This window comes from Pedobacter immunditicola, assembly GCF_037482985.1.
In the GTDB taxonomy this organism is placed as follows: domain Bacteria; phylum Bacteroidota; class Bacteroidia; order Sphingobacteriales; family Sphingobacteriaceae; genus Pedobacter; species Pedobacter immunditicola.
In genome coordinates this window covers 411735-427445 of the sequence record NZ_JBBHKC010000003.1, presented here as the reverse complement: position 1 = coordinate 427445, position 15711 = coordinate 411735, and the positions used below count along the sequence as shown (strand labels likewise).

General features: G+C 36.2%; 15 protein-coding genes. 14 read left to right on the top strand and 1 reads right to left on the bottom strand.

Features of this window, described 5'->3' with window-relative positions:
- Positions 1-42 precede the first annotated feature (42 nt).
- The 10 genes from WG905_RS06960 to WG905_RS06915 all read left to right on the top strand — a co-directional run bounded on the left by WG905_RS06960 (position 43) and on the right by WG905_RS06915 (position 9533).
- On the top strand, positions 43-1032 hold the full coding sequence (locus WG905_RS06960; protein WP_339590984.1) for an NAD-dependent epimerase/dehydratase family protein: 990 nt from the start codon (positions 43-45) through the stop codon (positions 1030-1032).
- A gap of 18 nt (positions 1033-1050) precedes the next feature.
- Positions 1051-1503, top strand: coding sequence for a phosphatidylglycerophosphatase A family protein (locus WG905_RS06955; RefSeq protein WP_339590983.1), 453 nt, complete (start codon positions 1051-1053; stop codon positions 1501-1503).
- Between the two features lies 1 nt (position 1504).
- Positions 1505-1876: a GtrA family protein gene (locus WG905_RS06950; RefSeq protein ID WP_339590982.1), complete on the top strand. Its 372-nt coding sequence runs from the start codon at positions 1505-1507 to the stop codon at positions 1874-1876.
- A 1-nt stretch (position 1877) separates the two neighbouring features.
- Positions 1878-4448 carry a DUF5686 and carboxypeptidase-like regulatory domain-containing protein gene (locus WG905_RS06945; protein WP_339590981.1) on the top strand — a complete coding sequence of 857 codons (2571 nt, stop codon included), beginning with the start codon at positions 1878-1880 and terminating at the stop codon, positions 4446-4448.
- Between the two features lie 17 nt (positions 4449-4465).
- Complete coding sequence (locus WG905_RS06940) at positions 4466-5767, top strand: DUF4833 domain-containing protein (protein ID WP_339590980.1); 1302 nt, start codon at positions 4466-4468, stop codon at positions 5765-5767.
- A 64-nt stretch (positions 5768-5831) separates the two neighbouring features.
- Complete coding sequence (locus WG905_RS06935) at positions 5832-6392, top strand: sterol desaturase family protein (protein WP_339590979.1); 561 nt, start codon at positions 5832-5834, stop codon at positions 6390-6392.
- A gap of 232 nt (positions 6393-6624) precedes the next feature.
- Positions 6625-7332 carry a phosphatase PAP2 family protein gene (locus tag WG905_RS06930; protein WP_339590978.1) on the top strand — a complete coding sequence of 236 codons (708 nt, stop codon included), beginning with the start codon at positions 6625-6627 and terminating at the stop codon, positions 7330-7332.
- 37 nt (positions 7333-7369) lie between these two features.
- Positions 7370-8722 carry an exodeoxyribonuclease VII large subunit gene (xseA, locus tag WG905_RS06925; RefSeq protein WP_339590977.1) on the top strand — a complete coding sequence of 451 codons (1353 nt, stop codon included), beginning with the start codon at positions 7370-7372 and terminating at the stop codon, positions 8720-8722.
- Entirely contained in the window at positions 8722-8931 is a 210-nt protein-coding gene (gene xseB / locus WG905_RS06920; protein WP_339590976.1) for an exodeoxyribonuclease VII small subunit, read from the top strand. The genes xseA and xseB overlap by 1 nt, the downstream gene beginning before the upstream one ends.
- A 134-nt stretch (positions 8932-9065) precedes the next feature.
- Positions 9066-9533 carry a tetratricopeptide repeat protein gene (locus tag WG905_RS06915; protein ID WP_339590975.1) on the top strand — a complete coding sequence of 156 codons (468 nt, stop codon included), beginning with the start codon at positions 9066-9068 and terminating at the stop codon, positions 9531-9533.
- A gap of 20 nt (positions 9534-9553) precedes the next feature.
- Here WG905_RS06915 and WG905_RS06910 read toward each other — a convergent pair whose 3' ends face one another.
- Positions 9554-9979 (bottom strand): DUF983 domain-containing protein, encoded by a 426-nt coding sequence (locus WG905_RS06910; RefSeq protein ID WP_339590974.1) that lies wholly within the window; start codon positions 9977-9979, stop codon positions 9554-9556.
- A gap of 582 nt (positions 9980-10561) precedes the next feature.
- Here WG905_RS06910 and WG905_RS06905 point away from each other — a divergent pair.
- From WG905_RS06905 to WG905_RS06890, 4 genes are all read left to right on the top strand, one after another.
- A complete protein-coding gene (locus WG905_RS06905) occupies positions 10562-11320 on the top strand; it encodes a polysaccharide biosynthesis/export family protein (protein WP_339590973.1) in 759 nt (252 codons plus the stop codon).
- Between the two features lie 44 nt (positions 11321-11364).
- Positions 11365-13659 (top strand): GumC family protein, encoded by a 2295-nt coding sequence (locus WG905_RS06900; RefSeq protein ID WP_339590972.1) that lies wholly within the window; start codon positions 11365-11367, stop codon positions 13657-13659.
- Between the two features lie 216 nt (positions 13660-13875).
- Positions 13876-14400 (top strand): UpxY family transcription antiterminator, encoded by a 525-nt coding sequence (locus WG905_RS06895; RefSeq protein ID WP_339590971.1) that lies wholly within the window; start codon positions 13876-13878, stop codon positions 14398-14400.
- A gap of 5 nt (positions 14401-14405) precedes the next feature.
- Complete coding sequence (locus WG905_RS06890) at positions 14406-15704, top strand: nucleotide sugar dehydrogenase (protein ID WP_339590970.1); 1299 nt, start codon at positions 14406-14408, stop codon at positions 15702-15704.
- Positions 15705-15711: the final 7 nt, after the last annotated feature.

Below are 15711 nucleotides of genomic sequence, written 5' to 3'. Positions count from 1 at the left end.
TGCTCATGGAAGCGCTATTACCTATTCAAAATAAACGAAATAATGAAAAAAAAGGTATTAATAACTGGTGCCAGCGGATTTGTTGGTTTTCATCTCCTAAATGAGGCCTTAGCCGATAATTTAGAGGTCTATGCCGCAGTACGTTCGAATAGCAGTATTAAACACCTTCAAAACCTTCCCGTAAATTTTGTAAATCTTGATTTTACCTCTGTTGACAGTTTAAAACATCAGCTGGCGGAAAAAGAATATGATTACATTATTCATGCCGCCGGAATTACGAAAGCAAAAAGTGAAGCCGAATACAATGTAGTCAATGCCGAATACACCAGGAATCTTGCTTTAGCTGCCAATTCATTAAATAAACCTATAGAGAAATTTGTTTTTGTAAGCAGTCTTGCTGCTTTAGGTCCCTTAAAAGACCTCAATGGCAAGATTAATGACGATACGATTGCTAATCCTGTCACAAGTTATGGGAAAAGCAAATTGCTTGCTGAGAAGTATTTAAATGAAATCAATGGCCTGCCCTTAGTGGTCATCAGGCCAACGGCAGTATACGGCCCCAGGGAGAAAGATATATTGATTCTGTTTAAAACAATAAACAAAGGTATAGAGCCATATATTGGTAATTTCAGACAACAATTGAGCTTTATCTATGTTAAAGATTTAGCCAGGGTCATTGTAAATGCACTTTGTGCAGTTGTAAAAAATAAAAGTTATAATGTTTCTGACGGAGAGGTTTATAACAGGTATGCACTTGCTGATTTTACAAAAGAATTACTACAAAAGAAAACAATCAAATTCCATCTACCCGTTACAACAGTAAGTGGTTTAGCTACGATAATGGATTTGTTATATAGCAGAAGTCAAGAAACTCCTGCCTTGAATAAAGAGAAAATGGCCGAGTTAACAGCAGTTAATTGGGCATGCAGTATAGAAAATATTAAAAAGGATTTGGATTATCAACCGAGCTTCAATTTGGAGCAAGGACTTAAAGAGACCTTATCCTGGTACAAGAGCAATCATTGGTTATAGTTAATTAATAGAACAATAATGCTGTTTCATAAAATTACATCAACAAGCCTGGGGATAGGTTATATCGGCAAAGGAGCAGGTACAGTGGCAGCGGCTGCAACTTGTTTGGTCTGGTATTTCGCCCAGGTGAATGAAGGAAATTTTAACGCAGCTTTAATCATTACCGTATTAATTACGCTACTCGGCATTTGGTCAGCTAATGTAGTGGAAGAGATCTGGGGAAAAGACCACCAAAGGGTAGTTATTGATGAAGTAGCGGGGATGTGTATCTCTTTATTATGGATCCCTGTAACTCCTGTAAATGTAATAGTTGCCTTGCTTTTATTCAGATTTTTTGATATTTTAAAACCATTGTTGATCAGAAAACTGGAGAAGTGGCCAGGTGGCTGGGGAGTAATGTTTGATGATGTTTTAGCAGGTGTTTATGCTAATATTGTGTTACAAGTTGTTTTAAAATTTAATCTTATTTGATATGGCGACGTTTATCAAGGCTCAGGTCGCCTCTCTATCGGCCTCAATATTTGACTTTCTTACCACATTAGTCTGTACGCAGTATTTACATTTCTGGTACCTGATGGGTAGCGCAAGTGGAACAATAGTTGGGGGGATTATAAATTTCAGCATGGGTCGTCATTGGGTTTTCGGTGCATCAAAAAAGAAAGTACATTTTCAGATCATGAAATATGTGCTGGTATGGTCTGGCAATTTCATGCTGACTACCTCTGGGGTATTTCTTTTGACCCATTACCTAAGCATCAACTACATCATATCTAAAATAATTGTCACAAGTACTGTAGGGGTAACTTATAATTACCTGATGCAGAAAAAATTTGTATTCGCATAATATGAAAAAGTACCTTAAAAAGTTAATATATATTGGGACATTGTTACTGCCATTTATGGCTATTCAATCTTCAGCGCAAAGTCTGTCAGCAAGTACTACAGTTACAGGTATCATAACAGACGCTAATGATAAAGATCCATTGCCTTATGTCACTTTGCTCTTTAAAGGAACAAACATTGTATCCAGATCAGATGCTGATGGTAAATTTACCATCAGCACGTCTGAGAACCATACACAGTTGCAATTTAGTTTTGTAGGTTACAAAACCAAGATTGTTAATATTAAACCAGGAGAAACACAAACAATTGCTGTACAAATGGAATCTGCTGCCACATCTTTAAATGAAGTTGTGATCAGCAGTGGAAAAAGACCATCTTATAAAAACAGGGACAATCCTGCTGTTGAACTGATAAGAAGAGTTATTGATCATAAGAATTCTAACCGGATGGAAGCTTATGATCAGGTGGAATATAAACAATATGAAAAGATGGTTTTTAACATGAGCAATCTTTCAGAGAAATTTAAGAACAAAAGGATTTTCCGTAATTACCAATTCCTTTTTGAAGAGCAGGACTCCACCAAAATTGGCGGTAAAAACCTTCTTCCTATCTTTATACAAGAGAAATTTTCACAAAATTATTACAACAAAAACCCTGAAAAGACAAAAACCATCATCTTGGGAGACAAGCATGTGAATTATGATACGCCCCTCATAGATAGTAAAGGGTTAAGCCAATATTTTGAAAGAATGTATGCAGATGTGAACATTTACGACAACAATATATCTTTGGTAAGTAATCAGTTCCTTAGCCCGATCGCGGATGCTGCACCTACATTTTATAAATTTTTCATCACCGATACCATAAAGAACCATTCTCCGCAATTAATAGAGCTGTCCTTTATTCCAAGAAATAATACCGACATGTTATTTGAAGGGAGAATTTATATCACTATGGACGGGAATTATGCTGTTCAGGATGCATTTTTGACAGTCAATAAAAATATTAACCTAAACTTTGTCAGGGCTCTGGAGGTGAAACTTACATTTGACAAAAATGAAGTCAACCGTTACTATTTAGCTAAAACAAATCTTCTGGTAGATTTTGGGCTCAATCAAAATAAGGGAGGTGGTTTTACAGGGGAAAGAGTTGTTACACTTACAGACTACCAGATTAATAAAAAACAACCGGCAGAAGTGTATGATGGACCGAAGCTGGTGGTGGTGCCTGAGGCGGAGAAACGCGGAAACCAGTTTTGGCTGGAAAATAGGACAGACACCCTTTCAAAGAACGACTTGCAGATTTATAGCAATGTAGATACCTTAAAAAACATGACTTCGTTCAAAAAAACGATGGACCTGGTAACGCTGCTTTTTGCAGGATACAAAGATTTCGGACCATTTGAAGTCGGACCGGTAAATACATTTTATAGCTTTAACGAAGTTGAAGGGTTTAGGTTACGTTTAGGCGGCCGTACCACAACTGCTTTAAGCAAAAGATATTATTTCGAGACTTATGGTGCTTATGGATTTAACGACGAGAAATGGAAATACTTTTTGAGTGGTACCTACTCCTTGAATAACAAGTCTATTTATACTTTCCCACAGAGTTACTTGCGGGCAAGTTTCCAAAGAGATACGAAAATACCAGGCCAGGAGTTGCAATTTGTTCAGGAAGACAACTTCCTTTTATCTTTTAAAAGGGGCGAAAATAACATGATGCTTTACAACGACACCTATAAGTTTGAGTACATGAAGGAGTTTGAGAATCATTTTTCTTATAACCTGTCGTTCAGGAAATGGTCTCAAAAGCCAGGAGGCACCTTATTTTTTAATAATTTTTTAAACAACAGGGCGCAGAGAATTGACAATATAAACACCTCGGAAGTAACACTTGCTTTACGTTATGCACCAAAAGAGCGGTTTTATCAAGGGAAACTTTACCGGACCCCAATTATAGACAAATATCCCATTTTAAATTTTCGTTATACAGCCGGATTAAAAGGGGTCTTTGATGGAGACTACAACTACCATAAAATTGACGGTAGCATTCAGAAGAGATTTTATCTGTCTCAGTTAGGCTATTCGGACGTAACAGCAGAAGGAGGTTATACATTCGGAAAATTGCCTTTTCCTTTGTTAACTATCCACCGTGCAAACCAAAGTTACGCTTACCAGTTAAATTCATATAACCTGATGAACTTCTTAGAGTTTGTAAGTGATCATTACGCCAGTTTCAATATAGACCATAATTTTAATGGTTTCTTTTTTAACAAAATACCGCTATTAAAAAAATTGAAATTAAGGGAGAATGCTTCTTTCAAAATTTTATACGGTGGAATAAGAAACGAGAACGACCCAGCATTAAATCAGTCTTTACTTACATTTCCGGTAAATCAAGATGGTGTTTCTACAACTTACTCCCTAGATAGGGAACCGTATATGGAAGGAAGTGTTGGAATCGGGAATATTTTTAAACTTTTAAGAGTTGACCTTGTTAAAAGGTTCAATTATCTGGACCATCCCGTGGTATCTGAATGGGGAATCCGGGCAAGAGTTAAATTTGATTTTTAAATAATACAATAAATATAATGGCTACAATTAAGTTAAGAGATCGTCTACAGCAGGGAATTTATGTGGTTATAAACCCCTTTGTAAGGGCACTTATACGCATAGGGCTTACACCAAATGCGATAACCACGATCGGCCTGGTACTCAATCTGGGAGTGGCTGTCATCTTTATATTCGGTGCAGAAAAAAGCAACCGGGGTGATCTTTCCTTTATAGGTTGGGGCGGAGCTTTAGTGCTGGTGGCTGGATTATTCGATATGCTGGATGGACAGGTTGCCCGGTTGGGAAATATGAGTTCTACATTCGGCGCTTTATATGATTCTGTACTTGACAGGTATAGTGAGTGTGTTATGTTTTTAGGTATCTGTTATTATCTTGTTGCACACCACTATTTCTTAAGTTCACTTTTTGCCTTCATTGCATTGATAGGTTCAATGATGGTAAGTTATACCAGAGCAAGGGCAGAAGGCCTCGGTGTGGAATGTAAGGGCGGTTTAATGCAACGTCCTGAAAGGGTAATTACGATTGGTGTTTGTGCCATAGCATGCGGCATCACAGCAAATTATGTGGGCGGCGATTATAAAGTTTACATTCCAGGTATCTCCATACAGGTGTTTGAAACCATGTCCATATTTACGATACCAATTACAATAATGGCAATTATGACAAATATAACCGCCATAAACAGGTTGAATGATGCTAAAAAAGCCTTAAATTTAAGAGACCAGGAAAAAAACAATACCTTAAAAAGCGGAAAAGTAGCAATCGTTGCCTTACTGGTAATTGGTTCTGCCTTTAGTTTCGGAAACGTAACAAGCGCAGTTGCCCAGGAAGATAAAAGCGATCCATCTAAAATAAAATTCCCAACACCAAAAGGGATAAAGAATCAATTATTCTACCTACAGCGCGATCCGAACACCAATACGATTATCTGTGAATTAAATATAGATGACAAGGGACAGTTAGTTGAAGACGAGCCTATTAAAGTGTATTGGAAACGATACCAGGATGATGGGGAGAAAAAGGAATTGAACTATATACAAAGGAAATTTGCCTATGGGATTCAATCCGAACAGATAGGGAAAGATCATTATAAACTTAATTTTGTATCCTATAAGAAGTTCCCTTTATACCTGGTTAAGTCAAAAGCGGATAACAAATACCATGTTTTTGTAACGGCAAATAAAAAGAAAATGCAGTTGGAACGGATCTTTGTAAGGATAGAGGGGGGAACTTTCTGGGTGCCGAATGTTAAATATGTAGAATTGAAAGGAACAAATCCTGTAAATAATGCTTCATTTACTGAGCGAATAAAGATATAAGGTCATGAAAAGGAATTTTATTTCGAACTCTTCTGAATCAGTCAGAATGTTTAAAAGTAATTTTTTGGAGAACTTATCTAAGGTAAGTTTTTATATACCATTGGTGGTCTATATTCCAGTAATCCTCTATTTAGGCTGGTATGCACTCTTTAAGATCCAAATGGATATATTGAGTTTTGTTGGGTATATGCTTTTTGGTTTATTTGTCTGGTCTTTAACCGAATATATACTACATCGTTTTGTTTTTCATTTTTACCCAAAATCAGAATGGCTTCGCCGGATTCATTTTATTTTTCACGGGGTGCATCATGACTATCCAAATGATGCTAAACGACTGGTGATGCCTCCATCAGCGAGTATTCCATTGGCTTTTGGGTTTTATTTTCTATTTGATTATTTATTGCCTGCAGACACCAATCAGGCCTTTTTCATCGGCTTTATCGGTGGCTACCTGGTTTACGATATGATGCATTATGCACTTCACCATGCAAATTTTAAAAATGGCTTTTTGAAAAAGCTTAAACAGCATCACATGCTACATCACTATTCAGATTCAACCAAAGGTTTTGGGGTCAGCTCAGATTTTTGGGATAAGATCTTAGGATCTAATTTTTTAAAGAAATAAAATGCCAGAAGATCTACCACTTAAAATGCCTCTTTTTACAAGTTTTAACTTAATAACAACTACATTAATATCCATAGCTTATTTAATCTTATCCGCATTCCTGGTAGGGTTTAAAACTGATCAGCTTGTGTTAATCATGATTTTTAATGTTTGTTATTACGCATCATGGTATACAAGAAAATTTATTCTGGGATTTTCAATTTTTATTGTTTATTGGATCCTTTATGATTACATGAAAGCTTTTCCTAATTACTTATACGAGACCGTAAGTATTGAAAGCCTGTATAACCTGGAGAAAAGCCTATTTGGGATTAAATTAAATGGCACCACAGTTACTCCGAACGAGTATTGGTTGATTAATAGTAATACCGTTACCGATGTCTGCTGTGGTATTTTTTATCTTTTATGGATTCCAGTGCCACTGGCATTTGCTGCTTACTTGTTCTATTTTAACCGCCGGCAATTTTTATATTTTTCTTTTACATTTCTGCTGGTGAATATTTTAGGATTTATCGTCTACTACATTTATCCTGCCGCACCCCCATGGTATGTTCAATTACACGGATTTGAGTTTTATGCTCAAACGCCGGGAAATACCGGAGGCCTGGCCAGGTTTGATCAGTTCTTTAACCTGCCAATTTTCCAAACCGTTTACAGTAAAGGATCAAATGTTTTTGCAGCCATGCCATCACTTCATTCATCATATCCGCTTATTGTTGTGTATTATGGCCTGAGAAATAAACTGGGCTTAATTAATTTATTCTTTATTATAGTGACGTTAGGGATATGGTTTACAGCTGTCTACAGCAGCCACCACTATATGCTTGATGTTCTTGCTGGCATATTTTGTGCAATGGTTGGAATTGTCTTATTTAACTGGTTAAGTAAGCGTAAGTCCATTAAAGTTTTATTAGACAGGATGGCCACTGCTATTAGCTGAAATGACTAACTTTATAGGGATTAATTAATTTCAGGTATTGACTTCTATTTCGGTATTAAAATTATCAGACCTCGCCCGACAAATCAGACTTGCCATTGATGGTGTGTTTGGTAACAGGTCATTTTGGGTAATTGCAGATATCAGCAATTATACATACAAGGGTGAAACAAACCAGCATTACTTTGACCTGATTGAAAAAGATAAGGCATCCTCAGGAGTTGTGGCTAAAATTTCTGGAAGGGCATGGGGTACTGCAGCAGTTCATATTTCAAACTTTGAGAAAGCTACTGGTCAAAAATTTAAAAACAATATCAATGTACTGGTACAGGTAAGTGTACAGTATCACCAGGCTTTTGGTCTTCAACTTAACCTAATAGATATTGATACCAATTTTACGTTGGGGCAATTTGAACAGCAACGTAACCTGACATTGGCAAAATTGGTAGCAGAAAATCCGTCGTTTATCAGGCTGTCTGAAGGTCGTTACATCACCCGGAACAGCGAGCTTCGGTTTAAGAAGGCCATCCAGTACATTGCCGTCATCTCATCCGTTACATCAGCTGGTTATCAGGATTTTGAACATACAATATTAAATAATCCATTTAAATATGCTTTTAAACTGGATTTGTACCTGGCCAAGGTGCAGGGGGATGAAAATGCAAAACCTTTTCTTGATAAATTAATTGATGTTTTCAATTCCAAAAAAGATTATGACGCAATAGTTATCATTCGGGGAGGGGGTGCGCAATCAGATTTCTTACTTTTTGATAACTATGAATTGAGCAGGGCTATAGCAAAATTTCCTATTCCGGTCATCACAGGAATAGGCCATCAAAAAAATGAAACTATAGTAGACCTAATGGCGCACACTGCCACTAAAACACCTACTAAAGCAGCAGAATTAATCATAGCACACAATAGAAATTTTGAAGAGAACCTGTCCAGGATACAAAAAGCGATGATCATCAAATCCCAGCAGCTATTCGCTTCCTATGTGAGAGAACTAAATGATTTAAAAACACACCTTCTAAAAGACGTTTTGAGGTTGTTGAATGATAACCATCGAAATATATTAACATTGTCAGGGATCATCACAAACAAGCCGGGAATGTGGCTGAGTAATGAACACAAAAACATTTCTAATTTGTTAGGTAATATCAAAACCTTTAACAGCATATTTATTGCCCATGAAAAAGTTAATTTGCATCATTATCTATCAATCGTAAATTTGATGAGTCCGCAAAATATATTAAATAAGGGCTTTGCTATACTTAAATTGGATGGGAAAATAATCAGTAACACAGCAGCTCTCTTGCCCGGAAAAGAGTTGATTATACAACTTTCTACTGCAGAAATTAACACCGTCGTAAAATCTATAAAAAACCTATAATGGAAAGCAACTTAACTTACGAATCCGCCTATAAAGAACTGGCAGAAATTGCTCATGAAATAGAAACAGAGTCTATTTCTGTTGATGTTTTGGCTGAAAAAGTAAAACGAGCTTCAGACTTAATCACCTTTTGTCAGACTAAGTTACGTGCAACTGAGCATGAAGTCGTAAATATAATCAAACAAATAGATAGTCATTCTGTTTCTTAAGTGTTAGTTTGGTTAACAAATTTATTTTGATTATTAAAATAAATTTGTTAATTTCATTAATGGCTTGTTTATGAATAAGTTAGGAGGTAACAAGCGCAATATTAAGCCATCTTTTACTTAACCCAATAACTATTATGAATAATATAGTTAAAACCCAGAACGCTGTTGAACACGAAGAACTGTCGGACGAACAACAAAAATGGATTAATATTTATGCTCAAAATGGAAATGATGAGATAGAAAATGAAAATTTTGAACATGCAATAGGGTGGTTTAGTAAGGCACTTGAAGTAATACCAGAACCAAAAGATAAATGGGAAGCCACCGGGTGGTTGAGTGCATCCATTGGGGATGCTTGTTATTATTTACAAAATTATGAAGAAGGAATCAGCAATTTAAAACGGGCCTACGATGTGTATGGTCCTGAAGATGCTAATCCCTTTGTTTTACTTCGTCTGGGTCAATGCTATTTTCATCTTGGTGAAGAGGAAAAAGCAAAAGATTGCCTGCTTCAGGCATATATGCTTGAAGGAAGAGAGATGTTCGATGATGAACCCTTATATTTTGATTTCTTGAAATCAAAAACTAAATTACAGGACTAACCAGTTTAATTCTCAGTTACTTATTTCATGTTTGCTCTTTCCGGTTCATATCGCAGTCCGGGTGATAGCCAATACAGTAAAACCATTCTGGAATACCTATAATTAAAGGGTGCGAAGGCTACTACTGCCAGTAATAAAATGCCCACAAAATACCATAGGTTTTCATAATCAAGTTTTAGCCCAAAGATATAGGAAGCTACGCCTGCAGTAACTAGTTCAGCAACATTAAAAGCATAACTGACAAACATCGCTACATAAAAATACCCTGGCTCTCTTTCAAATTTGAGCGCACAATGGGGGCAATATTCATTCATGTGCTGAGCTTTGAAACTATAGGTAGGCCCTTCAAACACTTTACCAACCCTGCATCTAGGACACTTTGCATCAACAAAGGCACTCCATTGAGATACAGGAGTTATTTTTGTACGCTTATTATTGTCTTCCATTTTACTTTGTTTATTTTTTTTTGGTCTTCCTGATCAGGACTAAGGATTGAACAATCTATTGCTTAAATCATCTAACATGATCTTTTAAAAACAATTAAAGATAAGTACCAACTCCTTCCAGGTAAATAACTTTTTATCAAATTCAGCTGTAAACTGAGCTGTTGATCTTCACGCTCAAAGATACTTATTATAGAAATAGTATGATAGTATAAACCCGTGTTAAAATGGTACTATTTACTGATCTTTAAATGATTAATCACAACCTGTATCGTTTTGATGTTGTAATTATCCTCTTTTGAAAAATTCTCTTCCTATTTTACAAATATTAAACGCTGTAACATGTGGTACGAAATTGTTGCCTTGTTATACAGCTGTACATTTTAACTCCCTCCTCAATTTCCTCCTGAAAGCAAAATTTAGCTTTAAGTGTGCATGTATTTCTTTAAAACGTGAAAATATTGACTGTAATTCACAATATAGTTCACAAATGGTTAAAATAATTCTTTTTGAGTGTATAAGTTCCTAGATTTAGATCATATTATTTAATGTAATATTTATTAATCTTAATAGGAGGTTTAATTTATGAAAAGAAACTACATTTATTATGCTTTATGCATAATACTACTAAGCGGATGCGCTAAAAGAAATTTGGTCTACTTCAGTGATCTTACATCAAAGAATGAAATTACCACTAAAATCATGAATGATGGTGTTCCAAAAATCATTGAAAATGACATTTTAAGCATAACTGTAAATAGTACAAGTCCGGAATCAAATGTGTTGTTTGCGTCTACCACCAATAATATTGGGGCAAATGGATTATACGAAAGAGAAGGTTATCGGGTAAATTCGGACGGGAAAATTAAATTTCCAGTTCTGGGCGAAATAAAAGTAGAGGGATTGAACATTGTGCAGGCACAAAGTTTAATTGAATCAGAACTTAGTAAATACGTCAATAACTCAGTGGTAAATGTGAAATTTTTAAATTTCAGGGTTACTGTTATTGGAGAAGTTAACACGCCTTCGACGTTTGTCGTTCCGAACGAAAAAATAAATCTTCTTGAAGCATTGGGCCTGGCTGGCGACATGACTCCTTACGGTAAAAGAGAAAATGTGTTAATCATTCGTGAAGTAGATGGTAAACGGACTATGGCTAGGGTTAACCTGAATAAACAGAACGTTTTAAATTCCCCATATTTTTACTTAAAACAAAACGATGTGATTTACATCGAACCGGATAAAACCAAATCTATAGAATATAGCAATAGCTCTAACACCATGCCGTTGGTTGTGGCAGCAATCTCAGCAGTAGCCGTTCTCGCCACCGCTTTATTACAGTAATTATCCCACAGTTCAAATATCTTAAATCATAAATTAAATCCATCATGAGTATATATAAACACCCTCCGGTTCAAAAACCTGATCTCTTGGCTCAAAGTATGAAATATGTTAAATACTGGTATTTATTTGTCATTGCCCTAATATTAGGTATTGGCGGTGCATATTTTTATCTGCAAGTAACCGTCCCACTTTATAAAGTATCGAGCACTCTTTTAATCCAGGATGATGCCCAGGGAGATGGTTTGTTAAGAGGAACGGCCTTCAGTGATTTGAATATGTTTAAAACCTCCAGAACAGTAGAAAATGAAATGGAAGTTTTACGATCAAGAGATTTACTTTATAAGGTTCTGGACGAAATGTCCTTTGAAACGAGTTACTATTATAAGCTTCCTTTAAAACAACAAGCATTATACAAAGAAACTTTACCTGTTCAAGTAATTGTAAAGAATTTAACTGACCAGGCATATCCTAAAAAGATATCAGTTCAAATCTTAAATGATGATCAATTTGTCCTGACTGACAATGGTAAGAAGTTTACTTACCAGTTTGAACAGGATATCACCCGACCGGAATATAACATTCAGGTTGTCAAAGGTCCTGCATTTGCAATAAACAACAAGCCTGTATATGTTAAATTCAACGACCTGAATCAATTAGCCGAATCTTACAGTGCTGCGAGGATTAATGTATTGCCAACTGTAAAGGAAGCCAATACCATTGTGATTTCTTTATTGGATGCTATACCTCAGCGTGGAGTTGATTTGTTAAGCAAATTAATAGAAACTTATAACCTGGAGAACGTAAGTAATAAAAATCTGATGGCCTTAAACACCATTAAATTTATTGATGGAAAATTGAAGGTTTTATCAAAGGATTTGACAGGTGTTGAGCAAGATGTCGAAATGTATAAAAGAAATAACCTGGTTACAGAACTGGGAACGGATGCCCAAATGAATTTGCAATCATCGGGCAACTACAACATGCAACTTGACGCTTCAACAGTACAGTTAAGTCTGGTTCAATCTTTAATTACCTATTTAAGTAATGATGGCGGTCAGTTCGAATTAGTTCCAACAACACTAGGCTTGAAAGATCCTGTATTAACAACCCTCACTGAGAAATACAATACATTGCAGATTGAAAGACAGAGGCTGTTACGGACAAACAGAGTCAATAATCCATTGGTTGTAAATATCACAGAGCAGTTAGTTGCGTTGAAATCCAATCTATTGGAGAATTTGAAAATGATCAGGAATGGATTAACTGTAGAACAAAACAGTTTTTCTAGTAAATCATCTCAATTTGAGGCCAAATTGAGAAGTGTACCTGTTCTTGAGAGAGGATTATTAGAAAGAAGCAGAGAACAAGGTGTTAAAACAGCGCTTTATCATTATCTGTTGCAAAAAAGAGAGGAAACTGAATTATCCTTATCTGCAACTATTCCCACTTCACAAATTATAGATAAGCCAGCACATAGGTCAATTCCTGATAAGCCAAAAGTTCAGCTTGTTTATTTGTTGGGTATAATTTTTGGATTTCTTGTACCTGCATCTGTAATTTACAGCAGAGACAGACTAAACAATAAAGTCAGAGATCTTGTGGATGTTGAATATATAACTGGTGGAGCAAGAATTTTAGGTGAGCTAACACATAAACAAATAGGAGAGTCTATTGTGGTTCACAAAGATAAAAGCACTACAATTTCAGAACTGTTTAAATACATACGATCAAATCTAAATTTTTTACAAACTAACAAAAGCACACAGACCCTGTTGATCACTTCCAGTGTAAAAGGAGAAGGTAAGACATTCTTCAGTGTTAACCTAGGTATAACCTTGTCTCTTGTAGATAAGAAAGTGGTCTTGCTGGAATTTGATTTAAGGAAACCTGATTTATTGAATAGTTTGAAATTAAATTCCAATGTTGGTTTGTCAGAATATCTAACTTCTTCAAGTCTGACTGTCGATGACGTTCTTATTCCCTCAGAAACATCCGATAACCTGTTTGTTATAGGATGCGGAAGTATTCCTGAAAATCCATCTGAAATTTTATTGAATGATAAAATCAATGTATTATTTCATGAATTGAAGAAACGATTTGACTATATCATCATAGATACACCACCTGTGGGGCAGGTAGCTGATGCCTTTAGTCTGGCGCCATTTGCCGACGCAAGCATCTACCTGGTGAGGTACAATTTCACGGAGAAAAGTGAGTTGGGAATATTTGAAGAGATATGTGAAAATAAGAGGTTAAACAATCCTATGCTAGTTTTTAACGATGCTAAAAAAGAAAACAAGAATATATATCGTTACGGAAGATATTCCTATTCCTCATAAGTAGCGGTGGAGTCACCGGTCTTATCGTGAGCGTTTAAATCATATTCAAACTGTGTGAGGTGGGATTGTGGCAGGTACTTCATTAGGAATACATCAATAAGCAGGCAATTGCCCTGTATCAAGGTATAAGTGAATTAAAAAAAAGAAAAATACTCATGTAAGTGAGGTAGCGAAGCTGTGCCAGGGCGGGTCAATACTAACATTTAAAAATACATTATGGAAAATTTAACTTATAAAGCAGCAAATGTGAAAAAATGGTTTGTTATATATACCCGCCCAAGATGGGAAAAAAAGGTAAATCAACTTTTACAAATGCAGGGCATAAATTCTTACTGCCCTTTAAGAAAAGTTCAAAGTAAATGGGCTGATAGAATTAAAAGCATTGAACTACCCTTATTTAATTCGTATGTATTTGTCCATATATCACCAAAAGAAGAACTGAAAGTAAGGCTGACATTGGGCGTCATGAACTTTGTATATTTTATGGGTAAACCTGCTGAAATCAGACCTAATGTGATTGATTCTATCAAGGGCTACCTGCAAATCTATCCAGAAGCAGAAGTGATGAGTTTACAGGGAATGGAAGTTGGTGACCGGGTAAAAATCAAAGAGGGGATTATGAAACAGAAGGAAGGACAGATCATCAAATTACAAGGAAAAAATGTTTTGGTGGTGATAGACAGCTTGAGCTGCGCTTTAATTACCAAAGTACCATCGTCTAACCTGGAACTAATCAACTAAGCCAAATGAACTTTCCTTCCTTAAAAAACAATAAAATCGCAATCATTGGGCTTGGTTATGTCGGTTTACCGCTAGCAGTTGAGTTTGCGAAAAAATACAAAGTATTTGGATTTGACACTAGTCATCAACGCATTAATAACCTTAAAGAAGGCTTTGATCATACCAATGAAATTGAATCTAATGTACTTAAAACCATCATTACAGACGACTGTACTACATTAACCGGCTTGTTTTGCACCAACGATGTAGCGTTGCTCAAAAATTGCAACATCTTTATTGTTACTGTTCCAACGCCGGTTGACAAGAATAACAGGCCAAATTTGCAACCTCTTTTGAGTGCTAGTAAAATGATTGGTGAGATCCTAAAAAAAGGTGACATCATCATTTATGAATCTACGGTATATCCGGGGGTGACTGAGGATGAATGTGTTCCAGTGCTGGAACGGCATTCCGGTTTGAAATTCAACGTTGATTTCTTTGCTGGCTATTCACCTGAACGGATAAATCCAGGAGACAAACATCACACTGTTGCAAATATTCTAAAAATAACAGCTGGTTCTACACCGGAATCTTCGCAGGTTATAGATGACTTATATAGTTCAATTATTATAGCCGGCACTTACAAAGCCTCATCTATAAAAGTTGCGGAAGCTGCCAAAGTGATTGAAAATGCACAACGGGACATTAATATCGCCTTTGTTAACGAATTAGCTATGATTTTTAACAAGCTCGGTATCAACACCCAGGAGGTATTGGATGCAGCAGGCACAAAGTGGAATTTTATAAAATTTCAACCGGGGCTCGTCGGTGGCCATTGTATCGGAGTAGACCCTTATTACCTTGCTCAGAAAGCCCAGGAGGCCGGATATCATCCGGAAATTATTCTTGCGGGTCGACGCGTGAATGATGGAATGGGAAGCTACATTGCAGATGAGCTTGTAAAACGGATGGTATCAATTGGGAATATCAACAACATTGAGGTACTTATCCTTGGGTTTACATTTAAAGAAAATTGCCCCGACGTTCGAAATACAAAAGTGATTGATATTGTAAGGAGAATGGAGGAATACAATATTAAAGTCACCATTCATGATCCCTGGGCTGATCCAGTCCAGGTAAAAAATGAATATGGAGTGATATGTCAAAACGGAGAGACAAAAGAGCGGAAATATGATGCTATCGTACTCGCTGTTGCTCATCAAAAATTCAAGGATCTTGATATTTCAAGTATGTGCAAAGAGAATACCGTAGTTTATGATATAAAATCTTTGCTTCCAGAGTCTCTAGTAGACATGCGCTTATAACTACTTA